The following is a 26,263-nucleotide window of genomic DNA, read 5'->3' on the forward strand; positions in this document are numbered from 1 at the left end:
ATGGAGTAGATAATCATGAGGCAAGGCTACTTGAGGCGCCGTAACGACGCAAGGCGAACTGTCTGGAAGCGGTAAGCGTTGCCGGTTTTTTAGTCAGAATAACGGGGGAAGGGAAAACACCAGCCGGGTTATCGACCCGACTGGTTTGGACGGAATCAGACCAGGCTGCCCCACAGGTCGTATTCGTCGGCGTGCTCGATTTTCACGGTAACCAAATCGCCCACGTTGACCCGGTTTTCGCCGTTCAGATAGACCGCGCCGTCGATTTCCGGCGCATCCGCCATGCTGCGGCCGATAGCGCCTTCTTCGTCGACTTCATCGATCAGCACTTTCAGCTCGCGGCCCACTTTTGCCTGCAGTCGCTGGCTGGAAATCCGTTGTTGTATCTGCATGAAGCGATGGTAACGCTCTTCTTTTACCTCTTCCGGCACCTGGTCCGGCAGGTCGTTGGCCGCCGCGCCTTCTACCGGGCTGTAACGGAAGCAGCCTACGCGATCCAACTGCGCTTCCTGCAGGAAATCCAGCAGCATCTGGAAATCTTCTTCGGTTTCGCCGGGGAAACCGACAATAAACGTAGAACGCAACGTCAGTTCCGGGCAAATCTCGCGCCAGCGTTTGATGCGTTCCAGCGTCCGTTCCACCGCGCCGGGGCGTTTCATCAGCTTGAGGATTTTCGGGCTGGCATGTTGCAGCGGAATATCCAGATACGGCAGCACCTTGCCGGCCGCCATCAGCGGAATGACGTCGTCCACGTGCGGATAGGGATAAACATAGTGCAGGCGCACCCACAGCCCCAGCGTCGACAGTTGTTCACACAGGCTGACCATGCTGGTTTTCACCGGCTGACCGTTCCAGAACCCGGTGCGGTTTTTGACGTCTGCACCGTAGGCGGAAGTGTCCTGAGAGATGACCAGCAGTTCCTTCACGCCCGCATCCGCCAGCCGTTTGGCTTCATCCAGCACCGAGCCGATCGGACGGCTGTCCAAATCGCCGCGCATCGACGGAATGATACAGAAAGTGCAATGGTGATCGCAGCCTTCCGAAATTTTCAGATAGGCGTAGTGGCGCGGCGTCAATTTCACGCCCTGCGCCGGGATCAGGCTGGTGAACGGGTCATGTTCCGGTTTGGGAACATAGTGATGCACATGATTGAGCACCTGCTCGTAGCTGTGCGGGCCGGTGATCTCCAGTACGTTGGGGTGCACTTCACGGATCTGATTATCTTTCGCGCCCAGACAGCCGGTCACGATCACCTTGCCGTTTTCGTTGAGCGCTTCGCCGATCGCTTCCAGCGATTCCTGCACCGCGCTGTCGATGAAACCGCAGGTATTGACGATCACCAGATCGGCGTCATTGTAGCTTGGCACCACCTGATACCCTTCGGTACGCAGTTCGGTCAGGATGCGCTCCGAATCCACCAGGTTTTTCGGGCAACCGAGGCTGACAAAGCCAATCTTGCGGGACAGGTCTTTGCCGGCGCCACTGGATTGATCGCTCAGGGCTTTTTGCGGTGCCGACAGCGTGGTGGTCTGGGATGGATCGAAGGTGTTAACAGTCATAGCGTCTCATACATCGGGTTGGGGCGGAAAAATGCGGCGGATTATACCTGAATCATCGTCAGGAAACAGTCCCGCATGATTATAAAATAATCAGCGAGAACCGACAGCCGACGGCTGGCACGGTTTGGTGGAACAAGATGCAAATTTGAGTAAATTTTACCTGACGGTTTGGTTCAACATGCTATTAGTTTTACATTCTGTGTCGTTATTCTTTGTCGTTTTACATGTGGTGGTTTTATCGCCACGACCAATAACAGGGAGAACCTGCATGTTTTTTCCCCGCGTTCATTTTCTTACCTTGCCGCTACTGGCGGCAGGCTGGCTGTTTTCCATGAGTTTGTTTGCCGCACCGACAGTCACGGTGTTGCAGGATAACCTTGATCACCCGTGGTCACTGGCGTTTTTGCCGGACGATCAGGGCTTGTTGCTGACGGAACGTTCCGGTCAGTTGCGGCACTGGCAGGCCGGGAAAGGATTGTCGGCGCCGCTCGACGGCGTTCCGGTGGTGTTTGCCCGTTCGCAGGGCGGGTTGCTGGATGTGGTGCTGTCGCCGAATTTCCGCCAGGATCGCCGCGTGTACCTGAGTTATGCCGAATCGGGCCCGGACGGGCTGGCGGGAACGGCGGCAGGATTTGGCGTGTTGTCGGATGATCTGCGGCGGCTGAACAACTTCACCGTGATTTTCCGGCAACTGCCGAAGCGTTCGACCGGCGCCCATTTCGGCGGACGAATGGCGTTTGACAGGCAAGGGCATCTGTTTATCGCGCTGGGTGAAAATCAGCAGCGTATGCTGGCTCAGGATCTGGGCAGCCTGCAGGGCAAACTGGTGCGCCTCACCCCAGAGGGTGAAGCGCCGGTTGATAACCCATTCGTTAACCACTCGGGCGCCAGGCCGGAGATTTGGTCCTACGGGTTACGTAATCCACAAGGGCTGGCGCTGAATCCGTGGTCCGGCGATATCTGGGAAAGCGAACACGGACCGCGAGGCGGCGATGAAGTCAATATTCCCCGGCCGGGCGAAAATTACGGCTGGCCGTTGGCGACGTACGGTATCGATTATTCAGGGCAAAATATTCCGGAATTTCAGGGAACGGAAGTAGCCGGTACCGCCAACCCGGTTTACTACTGGAAAGTTTCGCCGGCCATCAGCGGGATGGCGTTTTACAACAGCGGCCGTTTCCCGGCCTGGCGTCATTCGTTATTCATCGGCGCGCTGGCGGGCACCAGCCTGATCCGGCTGTCCCTGGAAGGGGATCGGGTCGTGTCGGAAGAGCGTTTGCTGGCCGATCGGGGCGAGCGCATCCGTGATGTGCGGGTCGGGCCGGATGGCTATCTCTATGTGCTGACCGATCAGGATAACGGCAAGTTGCTGAAAGTTGGGCTGGCGGAGTGACGATATCCGGTGTGACGGAGCGCCTGCGCCGGGCGCTCCACGTAAGATCAGGTCAGCGGCAACATCACGGTCTGGCGGAAGGCATCCCGTTCGGTCAATTGCTGATACCAGCGTTCCAGATGCGGGCGAGGCTGGCGGCTAATCGGCAGGTTGAACCAGCTGTAAGCGATGCATCCTAACGGAATGTCGCCAATGCCAAATTCATCGCCGGAAAGCCAGCGTTGGTTTGCCAGTACCGCATCGGCGATAGCAAACAGCTTTTCGCAGCCGGCGATACCGGTCTCGACATCCTGCATGTTGCGTTTTTCCGGCACGGTGCGCACCAGGTTGATAAACACCTGTTTATAAGGTTCGGTGAGCCCTGCGGCCCAGTCCAGCCATTTGTCGATGCCGGCCTGTATCTTCGGGTCGGCGTGGTAGAAGCGGCCCTGACCATATTGCGCGGCCAGATAACGCACGATGGCGTGCGACTCCCACAATACCAGCTCGTCATCCTGCAGGCAGGGCACCAGCCCGTTGGGGTTCATGGACAGATAGTCCGCGTCGCGGTTGCGGCCGAATTGCCCACCCGCCGGCACCAGTTCATACGCCAGCCCGAGTTCTGCCGCACACCAGCGCGCTTTCTTCACATTAGTCGAGTTTTCACGACCCCAGATTATCAGCATCACATCACTCCTTCCTGATGGTTTTTTATGCAATGAAGCCGGCGGTTTATCGTGCCGTCTGGCGCTCATGCCAATGTCAGTGTTTTAAATAATGTCAGTGTCTTAAATAATGTCAGTGCTTTAAATAACGCTGTTTATCACTATACCCACCGCCGCGGTTGGATGTAACCGCTTCTGCGATGGCGATTTATCCGTCATTTGGTATAACAGACAGACAGGAAATATTGATATAGCTTTTTTCTATTTACCAATCAGGCTGATATTTCCAATAATAACCGCTATTTATTAGCAGACGGGATAACTATATCTATGATATTCACCCAACCTATGACATTAACTCGTTCGATTCGCGCCGTGCTGGCGGTGGCGCTTTTGGCTTCTGGAACTTCGCAGGCGTTAGCACAGAGCGACCCGCATACTATCGTATTTGGCGTAGCGCCAGGGCCGTACGGGGATATGGTTAATCAGGCGATCAAGCCGGAGCTGACCAAAAAAGGCTACAACGTGGTGGTACGCGAATTCAGCGACTATGTGCAGCCCAATCTGGCGTTGTCTAACGGTAGCATCGACGCCAACCTGTTCCAGCATACGCTGTATCTGGATAAATTCTCCGCCGACAAAGGGCTGAAACTCACCCGCCTGATCACGGTGCCGACTGCCAGTATGGGGTTCTACTCCCGTAAAATCACCTCGCTGGATCAATTGAAGAAAGGGGATGTGATCACCCTGTCCAACGACCCGACTAATCTGGCGCGCGGCCTGCGTTTTCTGCAATCGCTGGGGTTGATCACCATCAAACCGAATATCGATCCGACCAAAGCGTCGGAAAAAGATATTCAGGACAACCCGCGCGAACTGGTGTTCAAGCCGCTGGAGGCCGCGCAATTGCCGCGTACGCTGGATAGCGTGACCGCGTCGCTGGTGAACGGCAACTTCGCCATTGCCGCCGGGTTGAAACTCTCGTCCGCGTTGAAGCTGGAAACGTTGGATGAAAATCTGAAAAACGTGATTGCGGTTCGTACCGACGATCTGGACAAGCCGTTCGTGAAAGAGATTAAAGCGGTGGTGGAATCCCCGGCGTATGCCGCGGTGATTAACGATCCGGCCACGATGTTCAGCCAGTTCCAGCGTCCTGACTGGATGAGGGCGCAAACGCCGACGCCGGCCCAATAATAACGATCAAAAGCCGATGGTGGTTGGCGGCCTGAAAGCCATCGGCAGTACGCCGATTCAGAACCAGGATCGCGTGGTATCAGTATGAGCCGGTCTTCGACCGGCTTTCTGTTTTTCTTCCATTGGTTATCAGGAGTCATGCGGATAATGATTCAGTTAGAAAATATCTGCGTAGAATTTCCTCAGGGAAAAGGCGCGGGCGCGCGGGCGGTCGATGACGTCAGCCTGCACATTCGTCAGGGAGAGGTCTACGGGATTGTCGGCGCCAGCGGGGCGGGGAAAAGTACGCTGCTGCGCACTATTAATCTATTGCAACGCCCGGTTTCGGGCCAGGTGCGGGTCAACGGCGTGCGGGTCAGTGACCTGAGCGGTCAGGCGCTGCGTGCCGAACGTCAGAAAATTGGCATGATTTTTCAGCACTTCAATTTGATGCAGACGCGTACCGTGGCGCAGAACGTGGCGTTCAGTCTGCGTGCCGCCGGTAAACCAACGCCGGTGATTAATCAGCGGGTCCCGGAAATTTTGGCGCTGGTGGGGCTGGCGGATAAAGCCGACGCTTATCCGTCACAGTTGAGCGGCGGTCAGAAACAACGTGTGGGCATCGCCCGCGCCATCGCTAATCACCCGGAGGTGCTGCTGTGTGATGAACCGACATCGGCGCTGGATCTGGAAACATCGGCGGCGATTCTGGATTTGCTGAAACAGATTAATCAGAAACTGGGCATCACCATTGTGTTGATTTCCCACGAAATGAGCGTGATAAAAACGATTTGCGATCGGGTAGCGGTGATGACCGGCGGTCGCGTGGTGGAAGAGGGTGAGGTGTTCGATATTTTCGCCACGCCGCAACATGCCTTTACCCGACAACTGGTGTCGCACACCCTTAACCTGGAGCTGCCGGCGCGCCTGAAGCAGGAACTGCGCGGCACGTTGCTGAAAATCCTGTTCATCGGCGAGTCGGCCGAACAGCCGGTGCTGTCGGATGTGGCGACCCGCTATGGCGTATCGGTCAATATCCTGCACGGCAAAATCGAGTATATCGGCCATCGGGCGTTAGGCGTTCTGGTCGCATTGCTCACCCATCCCAGCGACAAGCGGGTGGTGGCGGATGCGGTGAAACACATTCAACAACGCACGGCTCAGGTGGAGGTGCTGCATGGCTGAGTTGCTGACCGATCTGTTCAATGCTTTCAACGAAACCTTCCAGATGGTAGGCATTTCGACGCTGTTCGCTGTGCTGGGTGGTTTACCGCTTGGGTTTCTAATCTATGTGACCGACCGTCATCTGTTCTGGGAAAACCGTTTCTTCTATCTGTTTGGCACCGTGCTGGTGAATATCATCCGCTCGATTCCGTTCGTCATTTTGCTGGTATTGTTGCTGCCGTTGACCCAGTTCCTGCTGGGGAACACCATCGGCCCGGTAGCGGCGGCTGTGCCGATGTCGGTGGCCGCAATAGCGTTCTATGCGCGTCTGGTCGACAGCGCCCTGCGTGACGTGGATCCGGGGATTGTGGAAGCGGCGGAGGCGTTTGGCGCCAGCCCACTGCGCATCATCGGTACGGTACTGCTGCCGGAAGCGCGCGCCGGCCTGCTGCGAGGATTGACCATTACGCTGGTCAGCCTGATTGGGTACTCGGCGATGGCCGGGATTGTCGGCGGCGGCGGCGTGGGCGATCTGGCGATTCGTTTCGGCTATTACCGTTACGAAACCCAGGTGATGGTGATTACCGTGATAGCGCTGGTTATTCTGGTACAGATTGTACAAACGTTGGGTGACTGGCTGGCAAAACGCGCTGACAAGCGCGAACGTCGTCGATAATTAAATATTTTTTGATAATCCATGCGAAAGCCAGGCCGCTGATCTTTATTCAGGGGCCTGGCGAATAAGCATTTAGTTATGCGAAAAACGTTATTATTCTTTCCGCTACCTGTTTAGCGGCCTTCCGGTTTTCGAGGTCAAGGAAGTGACCCGCTTCAGGAATCGTGCTGAATTCACAGAGCCTGATATACTTTTCCATTTTTTTGATATCGTCGGCGGTAGTGTATTCGTCATTTTCGCCATTCAAAAAAAGTATCTCAGCATTAATATCTTTGAATATCTCGATATACTGCTCTTCCTTAAGGGTGAGAACCTGATCTATATGGAAATTGACCTGCTGAAACGCAAATTCGCTCATGGAGGAGATATGCTTCAGATTAATGTGCTTCAATAATGGCGGCAGGAATTTACCTACTTCATTATTGAGCAACTCTGCCGCATGTTCGAATTCCTTCGAGTGGATATAATGCCTGGCGCGTTGGATATAATCCCGCATTTTATCGTTAAGATGTGCTGAAAACGACGCGATCACGGCTTTCTTGATCCGTTTGGGCTTGTTTGACAAGGCGAGCATTGAAGAGAGCCCGCCCCAGGAAATCGACAGGATATGGTCCGGTTCAAGCGTATCGATGAGATGAAGCAGGATATTGACTTCATCGTTTTTGGTTATGACTCTATCCAGCGTGTTGTGAGGCAATGATTCGCCAATAAACGGCAAATCAAAAAGAATTATATTAAACCTGCTGGACAGGTTTTTGACGGTGTTTTTGAATGCTGCCGTTGTCGATAGTGCTCCGTTAACCATAATAATGGTTTCATGTGCAGGATCGGAAATATGCTTTTCAACATATATTTTCCATGAGTCATATGTGACAATGCATTTTTCTATGGACATGATAAATTCCCTTTTGTTTGCCCGGCCAAGGCATGGCGCTATCGTTAGAGCGTTTTTAGTAGTGAGATTTAACCGAATTAATAATTCTCCCTCTGAAAAAGACCGAAGGAATACCGTTTCTATCTTTGTTGTTAATATATTGACATCGTTAATTTATCACATTATTTGGGATGAGATAAATGCCACTTAATTTATTCGCACTATTAAGCTTTCTAAAAAGAAATAATGAATTAAAAATGTTGAACTAAGCGGTATATGAAGAATTTTTAATAAAAAATTTTAATGATTTCGACAGATGTGTGGGTGTGTCCACGCTATGGCGGTGTAAACGAGGGTGTTTGTTGCCTGTTGATAGTGAATCTGACTGTGTATTCAGACAGATTCTGCTGATTTTTTTATTTTCTTTGACGAACTTTACAGAGTGAACGATTTTATTCTCAGGTATGCCGGGCTACCTTAGTACAGACTGGGCTGGGTAAACTGATTGATCCTCTTCACTTTTAACAATTTATGGACAGTGCGCATGAAGATAGTGACACCTCGCATTTCCTGGGGACGCGTAGTCGTGGCGGCCGCCACGGCGCTGATGACGGTTTCGCCGGGACTTCGGGCTGAGCAGACGCCACCGCCTCCGCAAATTGAGGCCAAAGCCTTTATTCTGATCGATTACGCCAGTGGCCGGGTGCTGGCGGAGTCAAATGCCGATGCCAGACTGGATCCCGCCAGCCTGACTAAAATCATGTCCAGCTATGTGATTGGTCAGGCCATCAAGGTGGGAAAGATTACGCCGGAAGATAAAGTAACCGTTGGGAAAGACGCCTGGGCGACCGGTAATCCGGCGCTGCGCGGCTCGTCGCTGATGTTTCTCAAGCCAGGTGACCAGATTCCGGTGTCCGAACTTAATAAAGGCATGGTGATCCAGTCCGGCAATGACGCCAGCATTGCACTGGCGGACTATGTCGCCGGCAGCCAGGATGCGTTCGTCAGCCTGATGAACCAGTACGCCGCTACTCTCGGACTGGCGAATACCCATTTTCTCACTGTGCACGGCCTGGATACGCCGGGGCAGTACAGCACCGCACGCGATATGGCGCGCCTGACTCAGGCGTTGATCCGCTATGTGCCGGGCGAATACGCCTTGCACAGCGAAAAAGAATTTACGTTCAATAATATCCGCCAGCCCAACCGTAACCGCCTGCTGTGGAGCGGCAATTTGCGCGTAGATGGCGTGAAAACCGGCTATACCGGCGGCGCGGGCCACAGTCTGGTGGCGTCCGCCGTTGATAGCGACATGCGGCTGATTTCGGTCGTGCTGGGCGCGCCGTCGGACGCGGTACGCTTCCGGGAAAGTGAAAAGCTGTTGACCTGGGGGTTCCGCTTCTTTGAAACCGTGACGCCGGTGCGCAGCGATGCGCCATTCACCACTCAGCGAGTGTGGTTCGGCACTGAAAAACAGGTCAGACTGAGCGTCGCGCAGGACGCTGCGCTGACCGCGCCGAAAGGGCAAATGAAAAACCTGAAGGCTAGCTTCACGCTGGCGCAGCCGCAGTTGAAAGCGCCGTTGAAGAAAGGGCAGGTGGTTGGCACCATTGATTTCCAACTGGATGGCAACAGTATCGGCCAGCGGCCGTTGGTGGTGATGGAAGACATACCGGAAGCCGGTTTCTTCAGCCGTCTGTGGGATCGGGTGCTGATGACGTTGTCCGGCTGGTTTGGCGGAATATTCGGTTAGTCTTCCTGACGCCGTGAGCCGATGGCCCGGTCGGGCCATCTGTCGCAATGGACAGGGTGCCAGCGTCAGGGCGTCAGCAGCCGGATGTTGTTGGATTTGAGATAGTGTATGCAGTCGGCGTCCGGTGTGCGGTTGGTGATTACCGTATCAAATAAGGTTAGCGCGCCGATGCGTGCGGGCTTGCGTTTGCCGAACTTGCTGCCGTCCGCTACCAGGATCACGCGCTGGGATAAGGCCATGGCGCGGTGTTTCATCGCCAGCTCGGCGAAATTAAAACAGGTAGCGCCTGCCTCCGGGTCGATTCCTCCCGCCGAGATGAACGCCTTGGTCGGGCAGATCTGATCCAGTTCATGCTGACGTCCCAGCGGAGTAAAAATGGCGTTGTCAGGATGGAACTCCCCACCGCACAGGATTATCCGGCCGTTCGGTTTGCCCTGTAACGCCAGAAAGGTATTGAGCGAATAGCAGATGCCGGTAAACGGCAGGTCATCCGGAATGGCGGCGATTATGAAAGGGATGGTGGTGCCGCAGTCAAAGAACAGGGTATCGTTCGGTTCGATGCTGGCGGCGGCCAGTTCGCCCACGATGCTTTTTTCCACCACGTGTTTTGCCTGCTGGTCGGAGACAAAATAGCTGGTGGCGCCGTTGGCTTTCAGATCACACACCACGTAGCCGCCCAGCAGTACCACCGATGCCTCCGGCTGGGCGTTCAGATCGCGTCGGACTGTCATCTCGGAGACGCCAAGCAGTAGCGCCGCATCTTTCAGATGCAGTTTGTCGGCCTTTTTTAAAGCCTGAGCCAGTTTGTTGAGCCGTGCTGCGCGACGCGTTTCCATGTTTTTCCTCGATAATGCCGGTCAGACTAGCTCCGATGCAGAATATTCACCATGCACTACGCCATCCTTCATGGCAAATGCCTGAATCGGAATACGTGATAGGAATGAAAGTGAAATGCACCGGGGATGGTTAACCGCAGGCAATGTGCGCTGACTGCTCAGCAGATGGGACATTAATATAACCTTCATGAAAGGTGGGGCGCAAATCCATCATGAAAATGTTATAACGCACCGGGCCTTATTAGATCGGCTAATTAACGTAAACAAACCAATGGGTAACTCGCGTGACGCCGACAGAAAAATAAGAGCTGAATTATAAAAAAGAAAATGCCCGTCGTTCTTGAACCTAACCGGCGTGAACGACGGGCTCCTCAATTCAGGGATATCAAAGAAAAGCAGTGGCACTAATTCAGACTTTACCTTTGGAAAAAAGTTCTGTGCTTTTCGAAAAAAAATTGACGTTGATTTACAAAGTGACTCAGCCGGGTAGTTGCGGCCAGATAATCACAATCAGCGACCCGGCCAGCGTCAGCAATACGTTGGCGATGGCATAGGTCCCAGCGTATCCCAGCGCGGGGATATTGCTGCGGGCGGTATCGCTGATAATCTCCATCGCCGGGGCGCAGGTGCGTGCCCCCATAATCGCGCCGAACAGTAGCGCCCGGTTCATGCGCAGTACATAAGCACCGAACAAAAAACAGACAACCACCGGCAGCAGGCTGACGATCAGCCCCGACAGCACCATCTGGATGCCTACGTCGCCGAAGCTGTGGTTGATGGTGCTGCCGGCGCTTAGCCCGACGCCGGCCATAAAGACCATCAGGCCGAACTCTTTCACCATATTCAGCGCCCCCTGCGGGATGTAACCGAAGGTCGGGTGGTTGGCGCGCAGAAACCCGAGCATGATGCCGGAAAACAGCAAACCCGCCGCGTTGCCGATACCGAAGGAAAAATTGCGGAACTGGAAGGTGATCAGCCCCACCATAATGCCGATGATGAAAAAGGCGCAGAAAGCCAGCAGGTCGGTGACCTGGCTGTGAATGGAGATAAAACCGATGCGGTCGGCGATGCTTTTCACCCGGCGAGCGTCGCCGCTGACCTGTAAAACGTCCCCTTTATTCAGCACCACGCCGTCGTCGATCGGCATTTCAATCTGGCTGCGGACGATGCGGTTGAGGAAACAGCCATGGTCGGTCAGTTTCAATTGGCTCAGACGTTTGCCTACGGCGTTGTGGTTTTTCACCACGATTTCCTCGGTCACGATCCGCATATCCAGCAGGTCGCGCTCAAACACTTCCTTGCCATCGCGGAAATTGGGGTTGAGGCGGGCGTGAGCGTCTGGATATCCCACCAGCGCGATTTCATCTCCCAGTTGCAGCACGGCGTCGCCATCCGGCGTCGCCAGAATGCCGTTGCGACGGATGCGCTCAATGTAGCAGCCGGTCTGACGATAAATACCCAGTTCGCGCAGATTTTTGCCGTCAGCCCATGCCACCAGCTCCGGGCCGACCCGATAGGCGCGAATGATCGGCAGGTAAATCTTACGCTGACTGTCGGCGTCCAGCCCGCGTTCGCGGGCAATCTGTTGGGCACTGGTCGGCAGATCCTGATGCTGCAGTTTGGGCAGATAGCGGGCGCCGAAAATCAGGCTGACCAGACCGATCAGGTAGGTCAGCGCGTAGCCCAGACTCAGTTGCTCCTGCGTCATCGACAACTGTGGTCCGATGCTGATGGTGTTGCGCAGCGTATCCCCGGCGCCTACCAGCACCGGCGTTGAGGTCATGGCGCCCGCCAACATACCGGCGGTCAGGCCGATGCCCCAGCCGAATACCTTGCCCAGCACCAGGGCTGTCAACAATGCGCTGCTGACCATGACCAGCGCCAGCATCAGATAATTCTTGCCGTCGCGGAAAAAAATCGAGAAGAAGTTGGGGCCGGCTTCCACGCCGACGCAGAAAATAAACAGCATAAAACCGAGGTTAAGCGCGTCGGTATTGATGGCGAAATGCTGCTGCCCGAGCAACAGCGATACCACCAGAACACCAATGGAATTGCCGAGTTGAACCGAACCGAGCCGCAATTTTCCCAGACAAAGACCTAAACAGAGAACCACGAACAACAGCAGAATGTAATTCCCGTTTAACAAATCAGCGACGTTTATATTCATGAAATGTAACTTGTTGTTTACTGGTAAATTATTGATATAAAAAATAATTTAGACTAAATTTACCCCATTATAGGGGTTCCGGCCATGTCTGGACGACAACATGATGATAAGAAAGGATCGGCCCCGTTACTCATTATCCGGCAATGCCCTGAAAGAACGGCGGCATCGTCTGGTATGGCAACGCCATTTTAGTGATTTCTCCAGCGGACAACCAGCTGATGATGCTGATAAATCATCTCATCGCTGGCTTTTCGTCCCATCAGGGATACCTGCCGCGCCATGATTGATGTGGGCGACGATCGTCGCTCGTCATGCGCGGCTTCAGTCTATTTCGGGGAGGCTCACATGACAGGCAACAACAGAGGTTGGTTGGGTGTGGTTAGCTGTTTTGTCTTGTTTACGCTGGTGTTTCTAAGTCAGAAGATGCGTATCGTCGGCACATCGCTGGAAGACGGTTTCCGGGGCGACCCCGGCATGCTGCTGTTTTTGCTGCCGGGAATGGTATCGAGCTACCTGTCGCGCAACCGACGGTTGCATTATCCCTTAATGGGGGCGCTGGCGGCGATGCCGCTCTGCCTACTGGTGCTGCAACTGTGGCAGTTTTCCAGCCTGTCGTTCTGGCAGGAACTGGCCTATGTCAGCAGCGCGGTATTCTGGTGTCTGATGGGCGGGCTGGCTTTTCTGTTCTTGCGAGCGGTCAGCCGGTACTATTTGCGCTAGAAATGTTTCTGTCAGCGATGTTTTTGCCAGCGAGTCGTTACCCTGCACCCTATAACTGCGCGGCGGCGCGCTAGCCTCTATTTATGAGTAGAAAAAACCATTGTGGTTATGGCAGAAAAACTGACTACGGTAAAAAAACTAACTACGGTAGAAAAACAAAAAGGCGCCGTTGGCGCCTTTTTTGCCGGTAACCGGGATTACTGGAACAGGTGTTCGCGGGCGTAAGCTTCGAAATCGGTGCAGCCGCCAATGTGTTTTTCATCCAGAAAAATCTGAGGGACGGTTTCCACCGGTTTACCGACCGTTTTGGACAAATCGGCTTTGGTGATGCCTTCCGCGTGAATATCGACATAGCGGTAATTGAAATCGTCACGCTCTTCGGTCAGTTTCTCAGCCAGCTCTTTGGCGCGGACACAATAAGGACAGCCGGGGCGACCGAAAATAACTGCGTACATGTGAACTCCTTACTTTCTAATTTTGTCTGGTTCTTCCTGCCATCAGGGAGATACCTACGTGGTAAACGGTTTTTAGCCAACCGCGCTACTATGCCTGCAATCAGGGGTGATCTGAAGCAGTCATTGCCTGTCATAACGATTAGCTCCATCTATTGCAACCGGGTTCGATACCAGACATGGCCTAAAATCGCCGACGGCATTGGTCTGTCTGACTGTCTGACATATACTTGCCATTTATGCCGAATGGTCGCTTATCAACAGACCGGCGCCGCCGGATGACCGCCGCCGGTGTTGTGTCATCTCAACATTGTGTTTCAGGGATATTCAACGTGACGCCAACCATTTCACTGTTACGCCAGCACCGCTCCATCCGATCGTTTACCGACCAGCCGCTCAGCGACGAACAGCGCAATGCCATTATCGCCGCCGCACAGAGCGCATCCACCTCCAGTTTCCTGCAATGCAGTTCGATTATCCGCATTACCGAGCCGGCATTACGCTCGCAACTGGTGCGCCTGACTGGCGAACAGCCCTGGGTCGGACAGGCGGCTGAGTTCTGGGTGTTCTGCGCCGATTTTCATCGCCATCAGCAGATTTATCCGCAAGCCGAACTGGGGCTGGCGGAGCAGTTGTTGCTCGGCTGCGTCGATACCGCGCTGATGGGGCAGAATGCGCTGGTGGCGGCCGAATCGCTGGGGTTGGGCGGTGTCTTCATCGGCGGCGTTCGCAACCAGATCGCCGATGTCACTCAGTTGCTGGCGTTGCCTCAGCAGGTATTGCCGCTGTTCGGATTATGCCTGGGGTATCCGGCCGCGCAGCCCGATCTCAAACCGCGTCTGCCGGCGGCGCTGATAGTGCATGAGAACCGCTATCAGCCGCTGGATCGCGCCCTGCTGGCGGACTATGACCAGCATATCGTCGAGTATTATCGTCAACGTGACAGCAATCAGCGTATGGAAAGCTGGAGCGACCAAATCCGACGCACCCTGAGCAAGGAGCGTCGCCCGTTCATGCTGGACTACCTGCGACAGCAGGGCTGGGCCACCCGATAGCACTGGAGCGCTATGAAAATCGCCATTCTGTCACAGGACGGTTCTCTCTATTCCTGCAAGCGGTTATGCGAGGCGGCGGAGGAACGACAGCACAGCATCGAGGTGATCAATCCGCTATCGTGCTATATGAACATTAACTCGGCCGCGCCGTCGGTTCATTACCGGGGGCGCCAGTTGGACCATTATGACGCGGTGATTCCGCGTATCGGGGCCGCGATTACCTTTTATGGCACGGCCGTGTTGCGTCAGTTTGAAATGCTGGGCAGCGTCGTGCTGAATAACGCCATGTCGGTGATCCGCGCCCGGGATAAACTGCATTCGCTGCAATTGTTGGCCCGTCAGGGTATTGATTTGCCGATTACCGGTTTTGCGCACTCGCCGGACGATACCGCCGACCTGATCAAGATGGTCGGCGGCGCGCCGCTGGTGGTGAAACTGGTGGAGGGTACGCAGGGAATCGGGGTGGTGCTGGCGGAAACCCATCAGGCGGCGGAAAGCGTCATTGATGCCTTTCGCGGCCTCAACGCCCATATTCTGGTGCAGGAATATGTCCGTGAGGCGCACGGTAAGGATATTCGCTGTCTGGTGGTCGGCGAACGGGTGGTGGCGGCTATCGAACGACAGGCTAAGCCGGGCGATTTTCGCTCCAACCTGCATCGTGGTGGGTCAGCCAGCCGGGTGCGGATCACGCCACAGGAGCGCGCAATTGCGGTCAAGGCCGCAAAAACATTGGGACTCAATGTGGCGGGTGTTGATATACTGCGGTCGGCGCGCGGGCCTCTGGTTATGGAGGTCAACGCCTCGCCCGGGCTGGAAGGCATTGAAACCGCTACCGGGTTGGATATCGCAGGGATGATGATCGACTACATTGAACACCATCACCGTGCGGCATCCCGTTCAGTCAGGGCCGGTTGAATGCCGGCGTAAACGCAGTCTTTGCGGTGCGCAGGCGCGCCGTCGTGGTCAGTCAGCGATGAGGATTGACCCGCTATTCCTGGGTTAGGCATTGCGTAGGTCAGGGTTTTTATCATCCATGAAATATGAGGCGGTCAAGATGGATTCAATCATCGTCCCTGATTTGAATTTGCTTCGGCGATGGCTGGATCAACTGGGCATCATTTACTTCGAGTGCGACTCCTGTGAGGCTTTGCATTTGCCGCACATGCAGAATTTCGACGGCGTGTTCGACGCTAAGATCGACATGGCCGACAGCGTCATCCTGTTCTCTGCGCTGGCGGAAGTGAAGCCGACCGCCTTGATTCCGCTGGTGGGCAACCTGAGCCAGATCAACGCCAGCTCGCTGACCGCCAAGGCGTTTCTCGATATTCAGGACGACAACCTGCCTAAATTGATCGTCTGCCAGACATTCAGCGCCGGTGCCGGTATCACGCTGGAGCAGTTTCGCCATTTCATGCAGCAGGCCGAGCAGCAAATCTCTATGGTGATCATGGAAGCCAGCGCCAATAATCTGCTGTTTTTGGGGGATGAGGAAGAGAGCCCTGCTGAGCATTTTAACACCTCAAGCCTGCACTGATTGCGTTATGAATCAATAGCCGACCATCAGCTTTTCTTATTTTTGATAAACCGCATTTAATGCGGTTTTTTATCGCCTAACCCAGATGTTTTTCTGCATTTATGGTTTCAAGACGCAGCACATAGATAAATTGTGAATAAATAATCGATAAAACCTGTTTTTTGTGTTCCGGTATGGAACAGGCGTAACTGTGCGGTTATGCTTTATTTCTGTATGGTTCAGAGAATAACGTCGCGGCTGGTTGTGTTTTAACGATGAAAAAGCGGGTGCATAGCCATTCATCGCGTCGTGATTCTGCGTCCGGAGCAACAAAGAGCGGTGTTGTTCCCGGGCACCGTACATTCACCCCCCTATATTTACCCCCTGGTATGGAGGAAGGAACGGATGTTCACCCAACGTAAAAAATGGCTTTCGGGTGTGTTAACCGGCTTAATGATGGCCGCGTCCGTCACCGCATCTGCGGAAGAGAAAACGCTGCACGTCTATAACTGGTCTGATTATATCGCGCCGGACACGCTGGAAAACTTCCAGAAAGAGAGCGGTATTAAAGTCGTGTATGACGTGTTTGACTCCAATGAGGTGCTGGAAGGCAAACTGATGGCCGGCAGCACGGGGTTCGACTTGGTGGTTCCTTCCGCCAGCTTCCTGGGGCGCCAGATCAGCGCCGGTGTCTTCCAGCCGCTGGATAAAAGCAAACTGCCGAACTACAAAAACCTCGATCCCGAGCTGATGAAGCTGATCGAGGAACACGATCCGGGCCATAAATATGCGGTGCCGTATCTGTGGGCCACCACCGGTATCGGCTACAACGTGGATAAGGTCAAAGCGGTATTGGGCAAAGACGCGCCGGTCAACAGCTGGGATCTGGTGTTGAAACCGGAAAACCTGGAAAAGCTGAAGAGCTGCGGCGTCTCCTTCCTGGACGCACCGGCTGAGATTTACGCCACGGTGCTCAACTACCAGGGCAAAAATCCGAACAGCACCAATGAAGCCGATTACACCAAAGACGCCACCGACCTGCTGTTGAAACTGCGTCCGAGCGTGCGTTATTTCCACTCGTCCCAGTACATCAACGATCTGGCTAATGGCGATATTTGCGTAGCTATCGGCTGGGCCGGCGACGTCATGCAGGCTGCCAACCGTGCCAAAGAAGCGAAAAACGGCGTAAACATCAGCTACAGCATTCCGAAGGAAGGGGCGCTGGCGTTCTTTGACGTGTTCGCGATTCCGAAAGACGCCAAAAACCTGGATTCAGCCTATCAGTTCCTCAACTATCTGCTGAAACCGGACGTGATTGCCAACGTCAGTAACCATGTGTATTACGCTAACCCTAACAAGGAAGCGACGGCGCTGGTGAAAGAAGAGGTGCGTAACAACCCGAACATCTATCCGCCTGCGGATATTCGTGCCAAGTTGTTTACGCTCAAGGTGCAGTCACCGAAAATCGATCGCGTGATTACACGCTCGTGGACCAAGGTAAAAAGCGGGAAATAACCGCCACCTTTGATTCCACTTCATGCAACAGGCGGCTCAACCCCGCCTGTTTGTGCTATTTGTGTCGCAGTCATGTGGCTGCGACTTTGTTCTGCTTCTGCCGGAGAGCAATATTAAGTGAACGAAGCGATTCCCCGCCCCCAGCCCAAGCCTCAGAAAGCGGCCACGCCGTTGCTGGAAGTGCGTAACCTGACCAAATCTTATGACGGCCAGTTCGCGGTTGATGATGTCAGCCTGACCATCTATAAAGGCGAGATTTTTGCCCTGTTGGGCGCCTCGGGGTGTGGCAAATCCACGCTGCTGCGTATGCTGGCGGGTTTTGAGCAGCCTACTCAGGGGCAGATTGTGCTGGACGGGCAGGACCTGTCTCTGGTGCCGCCTTACCAGCGCCCGATCAACATGATGTTTCAGTCTTACGCGCTGTTCCCGCACATGACGGTGGAGAAGAATATCGCCTTTGGCCTGAAACAGGACAAGCTGTCGCGCGGCGAAATCAAAGATCGCGTGGAAGAGATGCTGACGCTGGTACACATGCAGGAATTTGCCGGGCGTAAGCCGCATCAGCTTTCCGGCGGGCAGCGTCAACGCGTGGCGCTGGCGCGTAGTCTGGCTAAACGCCCTAAGCTGCTGTTGCTGGACGAACCGATGGGCGCGCTGGATAAAAAACTGCGTGACCGTATGCAACTGGAAGTGGTCGACATCCTGGAGCGGGTAGGGGTGACCTGCGTGATGGTCACGCACGATCAGGAAGAAGCCATGACCATGGCGGGCCGTATCGCCATCATGAACCGCGGAAAATTCGTGCAGATCGGCGAGCCGGAAGAGATCTACGAAAACCCGAACAGTCGTTTCAGCGCCGAGTTTATCGGCTCGGTCAATATGTTCGACGGGTTGTTGAAAGAGCGTCAGGACGATGCGCTGATTTTGCAGAGTCCGGGGCTGGTGCATCCGCTTAAAGTTAACTCGGATGTTTCGGTGGTGGACGGCGTGCCGGTCTATATCGCGCTGCGTCCGGAAAAGATCATGCTGTGCGACGACGTGCCGGCGGACGGCTGCAACTTCGCCGTGGGCGAAGTGGTGCACATCGCTTATCTGGGCGATCTCTCTATTTACCATGTCCGGCTGAACAGCGGTCAGACCATCAGCGCCCAGTTGCAAAACGCCGACCGGTTCCGCAAAGGTTCGCCCACCTGGGGGGATGAAGTCCGCCTGTGCTGGGATGCGGACAGCTGTGTGGTGCTGACGGTATAACGGGGGAAGACGCAATGGCGATGTTATCTGAACAACATGAACCGCCGGGTCAGCCGATGAGCCCGTTGCGGGCCACGCTGGCGCGGCTGCGTCTGGCGCATGGCCGTAAACTGGTGATTGCGCTGCCGTATCTGTGGTTATTGTGCCTGTTTATGCTGCCGTTCCTGATCGTCTTTAAGATCAGTTTCGCGGAAATGGCGCGCACCGTGCCGCCTTATACCGATTTGCTGGAGTGGGCGGAGAACCGGCTGCAAATCAGCCTGAATATCGGCAACTACCTGCAACTGCTGTCCGACCCGCTGTACATCGACGCTTACCTGCAATCGTTGAAGGTTGCGGCGATTTCTACCCTATGCTGCCTGGCGGTAGGGTATCCGATGGCCTGGGCGGTGGCACACAGCAAGTCGTCCACCCGCAATATTCTGTTGTTGCTGGTGATCCTGCCGTCATGGACCTCGTTCCTGATCCGCGTGTACGCCTGGATGGGGATTCTGAAAGACAACGGCATCCTGAACAATTTCCTGCTCTGGCTGGGGGTTATCGATCAGCCGCTGGTAATTCTGCATACCAATCTGGCGGTATACATCGGCGTGGTCTATTCCTATCTGCCGTTCATGGTGTTGCCGATTTACACCGCGCTGACCCGCCTTGATTATTCGCTGGTGGAGGCGTCGCTGGATTTGGGCGCGCGCCCGGTAAGGACCTTCTTTAGCGTGATTGTGCCGCTCACTAAAGGCGGCATCATCGCCGGGTCGATGCTGGTGTTTATTCCAACCGTCGGCGAGTACGTGATTCCCGAGCTGCTGGGCGGGCCGGACAGCATCATGATCGGCCGTATCCTGTGGCAGGAGTTCTTCAATAACCGCGACTGGCCGGTGGCGTCGGCGGTAGCGATGGTGATGCTGTTCCTGCTGATTGTTCCGATCATCTGGTTCCATAAACACCAGAATAAAGCCGCGGAGGATCAGGCATGAACAATTTACCGGTCGTGCGTTCGCCGTGGCGGACACTGATTCTGGTGCTGGGATACAGTTTCCTGTATGCGCCGATGCTGATGCTGGTGATTTATTCCTTTAACAGCTCCCGTCTGGTGACGGTGTGGGCCGGCTGGTCCACCCAGTGGTACAGCGCGCTGTTCGAGGATTCTGCGATGATCAGCGCGGTGGTGCTCAGCCTGACTATCGCGGCGGCGTCGGCCACCATGGCGGTGGTGCTGGGAACGCTGGCGGCGGTGGTGATGGTGCGTTTCGGCAATTTCCGCGGCTCCAACGGGTTTGCCTTCATGCTGACCGCGCCGCTGGTGATGCCGGACGTGATCACCGGGCTGTCGCTGCTGCTGCTGTTTGTGTCGCTGGCGCAGGCCATCGGCTGGCCGGCGGAACGCGGTATGCTGACCATTTGGCTGGCGCACGTCACCTTCTGTTCGGCGTATGTCACCGTGGTTATCAGCGCCCGTCTGCGCGAGATGGATCATTCGATTGAAGAAGCGGCGATGGATCTGGGCGCGACGCCGCTGAAAGTGTTCTTCATCATTACCGTGCCGATGATTGCGCCGGCGCTGGTTTCCGGCTGGCTGCTGGCCTTTACGCTGTCGCTGGATGACCTGGTGATTGCCAGCTTCGTTTCCGGTCCCGGCGCCACCACCTTGCCGATGCTGGTCTTTTCCAGCGTAAGAATGGGCGTTAACCCGCAGATTAACGCGCTGGCATCCCTGATATTGTTGGTGGTAGGCATTATCGGTCTGATTGCCTGGTGGTTTATGGCCCGGGCGGAAAAGCAGCGTCAGCGCGATTTGCAAAAAGCAAGACGCGGCTGACGGCAGCGGCGCTTCCGTCCTGGATTTGCCAATTTTCGCCACGCCGCCATACTTTCTGGTGACGTGGTGATTTCAGGGGGAGCGCAATCATACTGTACGGTAAGCGGGAGCTGCTGCAGCGGGGCATGTTCGCCCCGGTTGCCATCATGGTGGCGGGTTCGGCGATTATCGCCACCCGCTGTCTGGGTATCGTCCTGACCATCAGCGAACTGGGGCTAAGCGGCTTTGGCGGTTGGCTCAGCAGCAGCGCCAAACAGTGGGACAGCACGCTGGTGCTGCTGGCCGCGCTGTTGGTGGTGTGTCTTGAAATCCGCTGTGGATTCGCGGTGCTTAGCGGGTTGAACTGGGGGCGCTGGTGTTTCCTGTTGACCCAGTGTCTGGTGACAATCTACATGCTGACGGCGTCGCTGGTGGAGTTTCTGCCGCCGATCTTTCATGTCAGCGGCGACGGCGTCGGTGAAATTCTGCATCATTTGCTGATGCAGCGGCTGCCGGACTTTCTGCTGATTTTGCTCCTGTTTCTACCCCGGCGCAGCCAGCGTTTTTTTACGCGCCATCCCTAACGTTTATTCGCTGTCGCTAACTTTTATGCGCTATCGCTAACTTTTACGCGCTATCGCTAACTTTTACGCGCTATCGCTAACTTTTATGCGCTATCGCTAACTTTTATGCGCTATCGCTAACTTTCCCGCGCGGGGGTGATACAATCAGCGCCCCTTTTGATGTTGACGATAGATTTCAGATTTTCCATGCAATGTGCCCGCTATAACGACGGCTCGTGCCGCTCCTGTCAATGGCTGGAAACCGCCTACCCGCAGCAGGTAACCGATAAGCAGCAGCATCTGCTCGGGTTGCTGGCCGCGCATCCGGTTCAGCGCTGGCTGGCGCCGGTAACCTCGGCGGAAGCCGCTTTTCGCAATAAAGCCAAGATGGTGGTCAGCGGCAGCGTCGAACGCCCGCTGCTGGGGATGTTGCACCGTGACGGTTCGGCGGTGGATCTCTGCGACTGCCCGTTGTATCCCGACAGTTTTGCGCCGGTGTTTAGCGTATTGAAAGCGTTCATCGCCCGCGCCGGGCTGACCCCGTATAACGTCGCCCGACGTCGGGGGGAACTGAAGTACCTACTGTTGACGCAAAGCACTCTGAGCGGTCGCTTCATGCTGCGCGTTGTGCTGCGCTCCGAAACCAAGCTGGCGCAACTGCGCGCCGCGCTGCCCTGGCTACAGCAGCAGTTGCCGCAGCTGGCGGTGATATCGGCGAATATTCAGCCTGTCCATCAGGCGATACTGGAAGGGGAGCAGGAGATTCCGCTGACGGAGGCGCAGGCGCTGGAAGAGCGCTTCAATCAGGTACCGCTGTATATCCGGCCGCAAAGTTTCTTCCAGACCAATCCACAGGTGGCGGTCGCGTTGTATGACACCGCCCGGCAGTGGGTGTCGGGCTTGCCGATGCGCAGTCTGTGGGATCTGTTCTGTGGGGTGGGCGGATTCGGTCTGCATTGCGCCAGCACGGATACGCCGCTCACCGGCATTGAGATCAGCCCGGAGGCCATCGCCTGTGCCCGACGTTCGGCGGCGCAACTGGGGCTGACCAACGTCAGTTTTGCCGCGCTGGACTCTACCTGCTTTGCCGTTGGCGAAGCCCAGACGCCGGATCTGGTGATCGTCAATCCGCCGCGGCGCGGCATCGGCGCCGAATTGTGCGATTACCTGAGCCGTATGGCGCCGCCGTATCTGTTGTACTCCAGCTGCAATGCCGAGAGTATGGCGAGAGATATTGCGCGCCTGCCGGCGTACCAGATACAGCAGGCGCAGCTATTCGATATGTTCCCGCATACCGCGCACTATGAGGTGCTGGCTCTGCTGCAACGACGTGTTTAACTCAATGAGAGTTTACCGTGATGACCGCTTAACGTGATAACAGGGAGCGCGGCATCAGCGCCATACCGGCCAGCGTGATCAGGCAGATCAGCGCGCCAGCGTAAAAGGTAGAGGCCGCGCCCCAGACGTCCCACAGGATCCCGGCGCCCAGACTGGCCAGCAGCAGCGCCACGCCGCTTATCAGGTTGAAGACACCGTAGGCGGTTCCACGCAGGTCCGCCGGCGCAGTGTTCGCCACCATGGCGGCCAGCAACCCCTGCGTCATTCCCATGTGTACGCCCCATAACGCGACGCCGACTATTACGCCGAGCCAGTGCTGGCTGATGGCGAGCACCACATCGGCGGCAATCAGCACCAGCAGGCCCATTTTCAGCAGGCTATGATGATCCATCCGGTCGGAAAGCTTGCCGAATGGATAGGCGGAACAGGCATAAACCAGATTCATCGCCACCATCACCAGCGGAATCAACGCTATGGGAATCTCGACCTGCTGCGCGCGCAGCACCAAAAAGGCTTCACTAAAGCGCGCCAGCGTAAATACCGCACCCAGGCCGACCACCCACCAGTACTGTGCGGACAGGCGTTTCAGGTTATCGCGCCGGATCGGGTTGGTGCGTTTGGCTGCACCGGCGTGTTCGGGCTCGCGCAGACCGAAAAACAGCAGGGCAATTGCCATCGCGCCGGGGATGAACGCCACCCAGAAGATGGCGCGAAAATCGTCTTGCCACAGCAACATTAGCGCGACCGCCAGCAGCGGACCGGCGAAGGCGCCGATGGTATCCAGCGACTGACGCAGGCCAAACGCTGCACCCCGAATATCGGGCGGCGTGACGTCTGCGACCAGCGCATCGCGCGGCGCGCCGCGAATGCCTTTGCCTACCCGGTCGAGCAGGCGGGCGCCCAGCACCAGACCGGATGAGGTCGCAAGCGCAAACAGGGGCTTGCTGACCGCGCCCAGACCATATCCGAGCAGCGCCAGCCCTTTGCGTTTACCGAGGTAATCGCTGAGCGCGCCGGAGAACACTTTGATGATCAGCGCGGTCGCTTCCGCCAACCCTTCAATCAATCCGATGAAGACCACACTGGTGCCGAGAACCGTGGTCATGAATAACGGCAGCAGGCTGTGGATCATTTCCGATGAAATGTCCATCAACAGGCTGACGCCGCCCAATACCCATACCCCTTTCGGGATGCGTTTCAATGTTGAAAAATCCAGCGACATCGTTTTCCTGCCTGAAGGTGAAGGGCTGGTAAGAGGAAAACGCTATTAAATCAATCTGCAGAGGATTTGATAAGTACAAAATGCGAGACGGGCGAAAATCGAGAAGCGGCGTGGCGACATGCTGCCGGCGGCAACCGGCAGCGTGAAAACAGCAGCATGAAAATAAGGGCAGGTTTACTGCTGCGGGAACCACTTGTCGTTGATGGCTTGGTAGGTCCCGTCGGCTTTGATGGCGTTCAGCGCGCCGTTCAGTTTTTCCAGCAGCGCCTGATTGTCCGGGCGCACCGCAATACCCAGCCCGATGCCGAAATAGGTGGGGTCGGTGACTTTTTCGCCCACGGTAGCCAGGTCCGGGTTGGTTTTCAGCCACTCGTTCACCACGGCGGTATCGCCGAACACGCCGTCCAGACGGCCGTTTTTCAGGTCGATCAGCGCATTCTGGTAACTGTCGTACGGGACGGTTTTCACTTCAGGGTGTTTATCTTGCAGGAATTTCTGGTGGGTTGTGCCGTTTTCCATGCCGATGCGTTTGCCTTTCAGGTCAGCCAGCGAGTGAAACTTGCCTTTCTGAGCGATGACGATCGCCGAATTGGCATAATACGGTTGGGTAAACGCCACCTGCTTGCTGCGTTCCGGCGTGATGTCCATTCCGGAAATAACGGCGTCATAACGGCGGAATTTCAGCGCCGGGATCAGGCTGTCAAACGCCTGATTGGTGAAGCTACAGGTCGTCTGTAATTGTTTGCACAGCGCGTTGGCAAGATCGATATCAAACCCGACGATTTGGTTGCCGGCATCCAGCGATTCGAACGGCGGATACGTCGCCGACGCAGCGAAGCGGATGGTGTCAGCCGCCATGGCGCTCAAGGTCATTGTGCTAAAAGCGGTGCCGGCCAGCAGCGCAGCAAGGACGAGTTTTTTCATGGAGTACTCCAGATTAACTTATGTTTATCAACGTCATGGTCGTTGAAAAGGATGACGATACCATGCCATTAAATGTATTTATATGCAAATAATATGATTATAAATTCATTTTGGTTTGTGGGTGAATAGCGGTAACGACGCGTGGTTAGGATAATTAAATAAAAATAAAGCAAATTTAAATCAGCGAACCGGCTGAATAAAATAAATTTTATGCATAAAAAACGCCGGCATGAACGCCGGCGTAATCAGTAATTAGGTCATGCTCGCTGATGATTTAGGTATTACGCTGTTCGAAACGCAACGCGCGCCGTTCGACCAGACGCATCAGCAGCGTCAGCAGGCCATTGACGCATAAGTAGACGATACCTGCCGCGCCGAATACCAGCACGTCATAGGTGCGACCGTACAGCAACTGGCCGTAGCCCATCACTTCCATCAACGTAATGGTGTAAGCCAGCGAGGTGCCTTTGAACACCAGCACCACCTCGTTGGAGTATGAAGAGAGCGCGCGCTTGAACGCAAACGGCAGCAGAATGCGCAGCGTCTGGCGCTGATTCATGCCCAGCGCGGCGCAGGACTGCCACTGTCCGTCTGGAATCGCGCGTACCGCACCGTAGAACAATTGCGTGGTATAGGCCGCGCTGTTAAGCGCCAGCGCGCTGACCGCGCACAGCCACGGCTGAGACAGCAGATTCCATAGCCAGTCGATCTGGCGGATCGCGGCGAACTGACCGGGACCGTAGTAAATCAGGAAGATCTGCACCAGCAGCGGGGTGCCGGTAAACAGGGTGATATAGCCTTTAGCTATCTGCGACGCTATCGGAGTTTTCAGCGTCAGGATCACCGTCAGCAATAGCGACAGCACCAACGCCAGCAGCAGCGCGGCCAGCGTCAGCAGCAGGCTGGTATGCAACCCGTTCAGCAGTTCAGGAATGTAGCCCAGCATCAGGACGGCCTCCGTTCAAAGCGCGTGGCGCGTACTTCAATCCTGTTCAGGATCGCCTGACTCAACAGGGTAATCACCAGATAGATAGCGGCCGCGATCATGTACCAGGTAAAAGGTTCCTGAGTGCGGGTGGCGATGCTTTTGGTTTGCAGCATCAGGTCGTTGACGCTGATCAGCGAGACTAACGCGGTGTCTTTTAGCAGCACCAGCCACTGATTGCCCAGCCCCGGCAGCGCATGACGCCACATTTGCGGCATGATTAGCCGCCGGAAAATCACGCTTTTACTCATCCCCAGCGCCTGCCCGGACTCCCATTGGCCGCGCGGCACCGCTTTCAGTGCGCCACGCAGCGTCTGCGAGGCATAAGCGGCATACAGCAGCGACAGCGCAATGACGCCGCACAGAAACGGGCTGACTTCAAAGTTATCGATAGCCAGTTTGACCGGCACCTGCGTCAAGCCGAGATGAAGCGTGAAACCATCAGAGAGCATCAACAGCAACTGCGACGAGCCAAAATAGATAAACAGCACCACCAGAATTTCCGGCAGGCCGCGCAATAGAGTGACGACAGCGGTGCCGCAGGCGCTGACGGCTTTCCAGCGCGCCGTTTCCCACAGGGCAAACAGCATCGCCAGCAGCAGCCCCAGCACCAGGGCGCAAACGGCAAGGCCGACGGTCATCCCGGCGGCGCTTGCAAGAGGTTGGAATTCAGTCATTAGGTCTTAGTCGG

The 26,263-nt window shown here is 55.6% G+C and carries 25 protein-coding genes; 15 read left to right on the forward strand and 10 right to left on the reverse strand.

Translation table 11 applies throughout. The features are described 5' to 3' along the window. Positions 1–155 precede the first annotated feature (155 nt). A complete protein-coding gene (rimO, locus tag DDA898_RS09645) occupies positions 156–1,559 on the reverse strand; it encodes a 30S ribosomal protein S12 methylthiotransferase RimO (protein ID WP_201765891.1) in 1,404 nt (467 codons plus the stop codon). 268 nt (positions 1,560–1,827) lie between these two features. On the opposite strand from rimO, the gene DDA898_RS09650 reads away from it, so the two are divergent. Next, on the forward strand, positions 1,828–2,952 hold the full coding sequence (locus tag DDA898_RS09650) for a PQQ-dependent sugar dehydrogenase (protein WP_038911092.1): 1,125 nt from the start codon (positions 1,828–1,830) through the stop codon (positions 2,950–2,952). A gap of 47 nt (positions 2,953–2,999) precedes the next feature. Here DDA898_RS09650 and DDA898_RS09655 read toward each other — a convergent pair whose 3' ends face one another. Continuing rightward, complete coding sequence (locus DDA898_RS09655; RefSeq protein WP_038911093.1) at positions 3,000–3,617, reverse strand: glutathione S-transferase family protein; 618 nt, start codon at positions 3,615–3,617, stop codon at positions 3,000–3,002. 327 nt (positions 3,618–3,944) lie between these two features. On the opposite strand from DDA898_RS09655, the gene DDA898_RS09660 reads away from it, so the two are divergent. The 3 genes from DDA898_RS09660 (at position 3,945) to DDA898_RS09670 (ending at position 6,609) form a co-directional block, all read left to right on the forward strand. Next, positions 3,945–4,790: a MetQ/NlpA family ABC transporter substrate-binding protein gene (locus DDA898_RS09660; RefSeq protein WP_038911095.1), complete on the forward strand. Its 846-nt coding sequence runs from the start codon at positions 3,945–3,947 to the stop codon at positions 4,788–4,790. 147 nt (positions 4,791–4,937) lie between these two features. Next, positions 4,938–5,954 carry a methionine ABC transporter ATP-binding protein gene (locus DDA898_RS09665; protein ID WP_013317663.1) on the forward strand — a complete coding sequence of 339 codons (1,017 nt, stop codon included), beginning with the start codon at positions 4,938–4,940 and terminating at the stop codon, positions 5,952–5,954. Continuing rightward, on the forward strand, positions 5,947–6,609 hold the full coding sequence (locus DDA898_RS09670; protein ID WP_013317664.1) for a methionine ABC transporter permease: 663 nt from the start codon (positions 5,947–5,949) through the stop codon (positions 6,607–6,609). Before DDA898_RS09665 ends, DDA898_RS09670 begins: the two co-directional genes overlap by 8 nt. A gap of 76 nt (positions 6,610–6,685) precedes the next feature. Here the strand turns inward: DDA898_RS09670 and DDA898_RS09675 are convergent, their stop codons facing one another. After that, on the reverse strand, positions 6,686–7,504 hold the full coding sequence (locus DDA898_RS09675) for an alpha/beta fold hydrolase (protein WP_013317665.1): 819 nt from the start codon (positions 7,502–7,504) through the stop codon (positions 6,686–6,688). A 586-nt stretch (positions 7,505–8,090) separates the two neighbouring features. On the opposite strand from DDA898_RS09675, the gene DDA898_RS09680 reads away from it, so the two are divergent. Further along, positions 8,091–9,236, forward strand: a complete 1,146-nt coding sequence (locus DDA898_RS09680; protein WP_236616732.1) for a serine hydrolase — start codon at positions 8,091–8,093, stop codon at positions 9,234–9,236. 65 nt (positions 9,237–9,301) lie between these two features. Here the strand turns inward: DDA898_RS09680 and deoR are convergent, their stop codons facing one another. Both deoR and DDA898_RS09690 read right to left on the reverse strand, forming a co-directional pair. Continuing rightward, positions 9,302–10,072, reverse strand: a complete 771-nt coding sequence (deoR, locus tag DDA898_RS09685; RefSeq protein WP_038901059.1) for a DNA-binding transcriptional repressor DeoR — start codon at positions 10,070–10,072, stop codon at positions 9,302–9,304. 478 nt (positions 10,073–10,550) lie between these two features. Continuing rightward, positions 10,551–12,239 carry an aspartate:alanine antiporter gene (locus tag DDA898_RS09690; protein WP_013317669.1) on the reverse strand — a complete coding sequence of 563 codons (1,689 nt, stop codon included), beginning with the start codon at positions 12,237–12,239 and terminating at the stop codon, positions 10,551–10,553. 345 nt (positions 12,240–12,584) lie between these two features. Here DDA898_RS09690 and DDA898_RS09695 point away from each other — a divergent pair, with 345 nt between their 5' ends. Then, entirely contained in the window at positions 12,585–12,959 is a 375-nt protein-coding gene (locus DDA898_RS09695) for an inner membrane protein YbjM (RefSeq protein ID WP_013317670.1), read from the forward strand. Between the two features lie 197 nt (positions 12,960–13,156). Here the strand turns inward: DDA898_RS09695 and DDA898_RS09700 are convergent, their stop codons facing one another. Next, positions 13,157–13,414, reverse strand: a complete 258-nt coding sequence (locus DDA898_RS09700; RefSeq protein WP_013317671.1) for a GrxA family glutaredoxin — start codon at positions 13,412–13,414, stop codon at positions 13,157–13,159. Between the two features lie 329 nt (positions 13,415–13,743). On the opposite strand from DDA898_RS09700, the gene nfsA reads away from it, so the two are divergent. The 9 genes from nfsA (at position 13,744) to rlmC (ending at position 22,441) form a co-directional block, all read left to right on the forward strand. Further along, positions 13,744–14,466 carry an oxygen-insensitive NADPH nitroreductase gene (gene nfsA / locus DDA898_RS09705; protein WP_038911097.1) on the forward strand — a complete coding sequence of 241 codons (723 nt, stop codon included), beginning with the start codon at positions 13,744–13,746 and terminating at the stop codon, positions 14,464–14,466. Between the two features lie 12 nt (positions 14,467–14,478). Next, complete coding sequence (gene rimK / locus DDA898_RS09710) at positions 14,479–15,381, forward strand: 30S ribosomal protein S6--L-glutamate ligase (protein ID WP_013317674.1); 903 nt, start codon at positions 14,479–14,481, stop codon at positions 15,379–15,381. 139 nt (positions 15,382–15,520) lie between these two features. Beyond that, entirely contained in the window at positions 15,521–16,000 is a 480-nt protein-coding gene (locus DDA898_RS09715) for a YbjN domain-containing protein (RefSeq protein ID WP_013317675.1), read from the forward strand. 384 nt (positions 16,001–16,384) lie between these two features. After that, entirely contained in the window at positions 16,385–17,494 is a 1,110-nt protein-coding gene (gene potF / locus DDA898_RS09720) for a spermidine/putrescine ABC transporter substrate-binding protein PotF (RefSeq protein WP_013317677.1), read from the forward strand. Between the two features lie 117 nt (positions 17,495–17,611). Beyond that, positions 17,612–18,745, forward strand: a complete 1,134-nt coding sequence (potG, locus tag DDA898_RS09725; protein ID WP_013317678.1) for a putrescine ABC transporter ATP-binding subunit PotG — start codon at positions 17,612–17,614, stop codon at positions 18,743–18,745. A gap of 14 nt (positions 18,746–18,759) precedes the next feature. Beyond that, positions 18,760–19,719, forward strand: coding sequence for a putrescine ABC transporter permease PotH (gene potH / locus DDA898_RS09730; protein ID WP_013317679.1), 960 nt, complete (start codon positions 18,760–18,762; stop codon positions 19,717–19,719). Then, a complete protein-coding gene (gene potI / locus DDA898_RS09735) occupies positions 19,716–20,561 on the forward strand; it encodes a putrescine ABC transporter permease PotI (protein ID WP_038911098.1) in 846 nt (281 codons plus the stop codon). The genes potH and potI overlap by 4 nt, the downstream gene beginning before the upstream one ends. A 125-nt stretch (positions 20,562–20,686) precedes the next feature. Continuing rightward, positions 20,687–21,124 carry a YbjO family protein gene (locus DDA898_RS09740; RefSeq protein WP_013317681.1) on the forward strand — a complete coding sequence of 146 codons (438 nt, stop codon included), beginning with the start codon at positions 20,687–20,689 and terminating at the stop codon, positions 21,122–21,124. Positions 21,125–21,310: 186 nt separating this feature from the next. Continuing rightward, positions 21,311–22,441 (forward strand): 23S rRNA (uracil(747)-C(5))-methyltransferase RlmC, encoded by a 1,131-nt coding sequence (rlmC, locus tag DDA898_RS09745; protein WP_038911099.1) that lies wholly within the window; start codon positions 21,311–21,313, stop codon positions 22,439–22,441. 28 nt (positions 22,442–22,469) lie between these two features. Here the strand turns inward: rlmC and DDA898_RS09750 are convergent, their stop codons facing one another. The 4 genes from DDA898_RS09750 to artQ form a co-directional block, all read right to left on the reverse strand. Beyond that, positions 22,470–23,663: an MFS transporter gene (locus DDA898_RS09750; RefSeq protein ID WP_013317683.1), complete on the reverse strand. Its 1,194-nt coding sequence runs from the start codon at positions 23,661–23,663 to the stop codon at positions 22,470–22,472. A gap of 174 nt (positions 23,664–23,837) precedes the next feature. Then, positions 23,838–24,587, reverse strand: a complete 750-nt coding sequence (artJ, locus tag DDA898_RS09755; protein ID WP_038911100.1) for an arginine ABC transporter substrate-binding protein — start codon at positions 24,585–24,587, stop codon at positions 23,838–23,840. Positions 24,588–24,861: 274 nt separating this feature from the next. Further along, positions 24,862–25,533, reverse strand: coding sequence for an arginine ABC transporter permease ArtM (gene artM / locus DDA898_RS09760; RefSeq protein WP_013317685.1), 672 nt, complete (start codon positions 25,531–25,533; stop codon positions 24,862–24,864). Beyond that, on the reverse strand, positions 25,533–26,249 hold the full coding sequence (gene artQ, locus DDA898_RS09765) for an arginine ABC transporter permease ArtQ (RefSeq protein WP_013317686.1): 717 nt from the start codon (positions 26,247–26,249) through the stop codon (positions 25,533–25,535). The genes artM and artQ overlap by 1 nt, the downstream gene beginning before the upstream one ends. Positions 26,250–26,263: the final 14 nt, after the last annotated feature.

It is taken from the genome of Dickeya dadantii NCPPB 898, assembly GCF_000406145.1.
In the GTDB taxonomy this organism is placed as follows: domain Bacteria; phylum Pseudomonadota; class Gammaproteobacteria; order Enterobacterales; family Enterobacteriaceae; genus Dickeya; species Dickeya dadantii.

What these genes read in the sequence shown, in the direction of transcription:
- rimO (WP_201765891.1), bottom strand. Translation starts at nt 1,559, where the DNA reads ATGACTGTTAACACCTTCGATCCATCCCAGACCACCACGCTGTCGGCA.
- DDA898_RS09650 (WP_038911092.1), top strand. Translation starts at nt 1,828, where the DNA reads ATGTTTTTTCCCCGCGTTCATTTTCTTACCTTGCCGCTACTGGCGGCA.
- DDA898_RS09655 (WP_038911093.1), bottom strand. Translation starts at nt 3,617, where the DNA reads ATGCTGATAATCTGGGGTCGTGAAAACTCGACTAATGTGAAGAAAGCG.
- DDA898_RS09660 (WP_038911095.1), top strand. Translation starts at nt 3,945, where the DNA reads ATGACATTAACTCGTTCGATTCGCGCCGTGCTGGCGGTGGCGCTTTTG.
- DDA898_RS09665 (WP_013317663.1), top strand. Translation starts at nt 4,938, where the DNA reads ATGATTCAGTTAGAAAATATCTGCGTAGAATTTCCTCAGGGAAAAGGC.
- DDA898_RS09670 (WP_013317664.1), top strand. Translation starts at nt 5,947, where the DNA reads ATGGCTGAGTTGCTGACCGATCTGTTCAATGCTTTCAACGAAACCTTC.
- DDA898_RS09675 (WP_013317665.1), bottom strand. Translation starts at nt 7,504, where the DNA reads ATGTCCATAGAAAAATGCATTGTCACATATGACTCATGGAAAATATAT.
- DDA898_RS09680 (WP_236616732.1), top strand. Translation starts at nt 8,091, where the DNA reads ATGACGGTTTCGCCGGGACTTCGGGCTGAGCAGACGCCACCGCCTCCG.
- deoR (WP_038901059.1), bottom strand. Translation starts at nt 10,072, where the DNA reads ATGGAAACGCGTCGCGCAGCACGGCTCAACAAACTGGCTCAGGCTTTA.
- DDA898_RS09690 (WP_013317669.1), bottom strand. Translation starts at nt 12,239, where the DNA reads ATGAATATAAACGTCGCTGATTTGTTAAACGGGAATTACATTCTGCTG.
- DDA898_RS09695 (WP_013317670.1), top strand. Translation starts at nt 12,585, where the DNA reads ATGACAGGCAACAACAGAGGTTGGTTGGGTGTGGTTAGCTGTTTTGTC.
- DDA898_RS09700 (WP_013317671.1), bottom strand. Translation starts at nt 13,414, where the DNA reads ATGTACGCAGTTATTTTCGGTCGCCCCGGCTGTCCTTATTGTGTCCGC.
- rimK (WP_013317674.1), top strand. Translation starts at nt 14,479, where the DNA reads ATGAAAATCGCCATTCTGTCACAGGACGGTTCTCTCTATTCCTGCAAG.
- DDA898_RS09715 (WP_013317675.1), top strand. Translation starts at nt 15,521, where the DNA reads ATGGATTCAATCATCGTCCCTGATTTGAATTTGCTTCGGCGATGGCTG.
- potF (WP_013317677.1), top strand. Translation starts at nt 16,385, where the DNA reads ATGTTCACCCAACGTAAAAAATGGCTTTCGGGTGTGTTAACCGGCTTA.
- potH (WP_013317679.1), top strand. Translation starts at nt 18,760, where the DNA reads ATGGCGATGTTATCTGAACAACATGAACCGCCGGGTCAGCCGATGAGC.
- potI (WP_038911098.1), top strand. Translation starts at nt 19,716, where the DNA reads ATGAACAATTTACCGGTCGTGCGTTCGCCGTGGCGGACACTGATTCTG.
- DDA898_RS09740 (WP_013317681.1), top strand. Translation starts at nt 20,687, where the DNA reads ATGTTCGCCCCGGTTGCCATCATGGTGGCGGGTTCGGCGATTATCGCC.
- rlmC (WP_038911099.1), top strand. Translation starts at nt 21,311, where the DNA reads ATGCAATGTGCCCGCTATAACGACGGCTCGTGCCGCTCCTGTCAATGG.
- DDA898_RS09750 (WP_013317683.1), bottom strand. Translation starts at nt 23,663, where the DNA reads ATGTCGCTGGATTTTTCAACATTGAAACGCATCCCGAAAGGGGTATGG.
- artJ (WP_038911100.1), bottom strand. Translation starts at nt 24,587, where the DNA reads ATGAAAAAACTCGTCCTTGCTGCGCTGCTGGCCGGCACCGCTTTTAGC.
- artM (WP_013317685.1), bottom strand. Translation starts at nt 25,533, where the DNA reads ATGCTGGGCTACATTCCTGAACTGCTGAACGGGTTGCATACCAGCCTG.
- artQ (WP_013317686.1), bottom strand. Translation starts at nt 26,249, where the DNA reads ATGACTGAATTCCAACCTCTTGCAAGCGCCGCCGGGATGACCGTCGGC.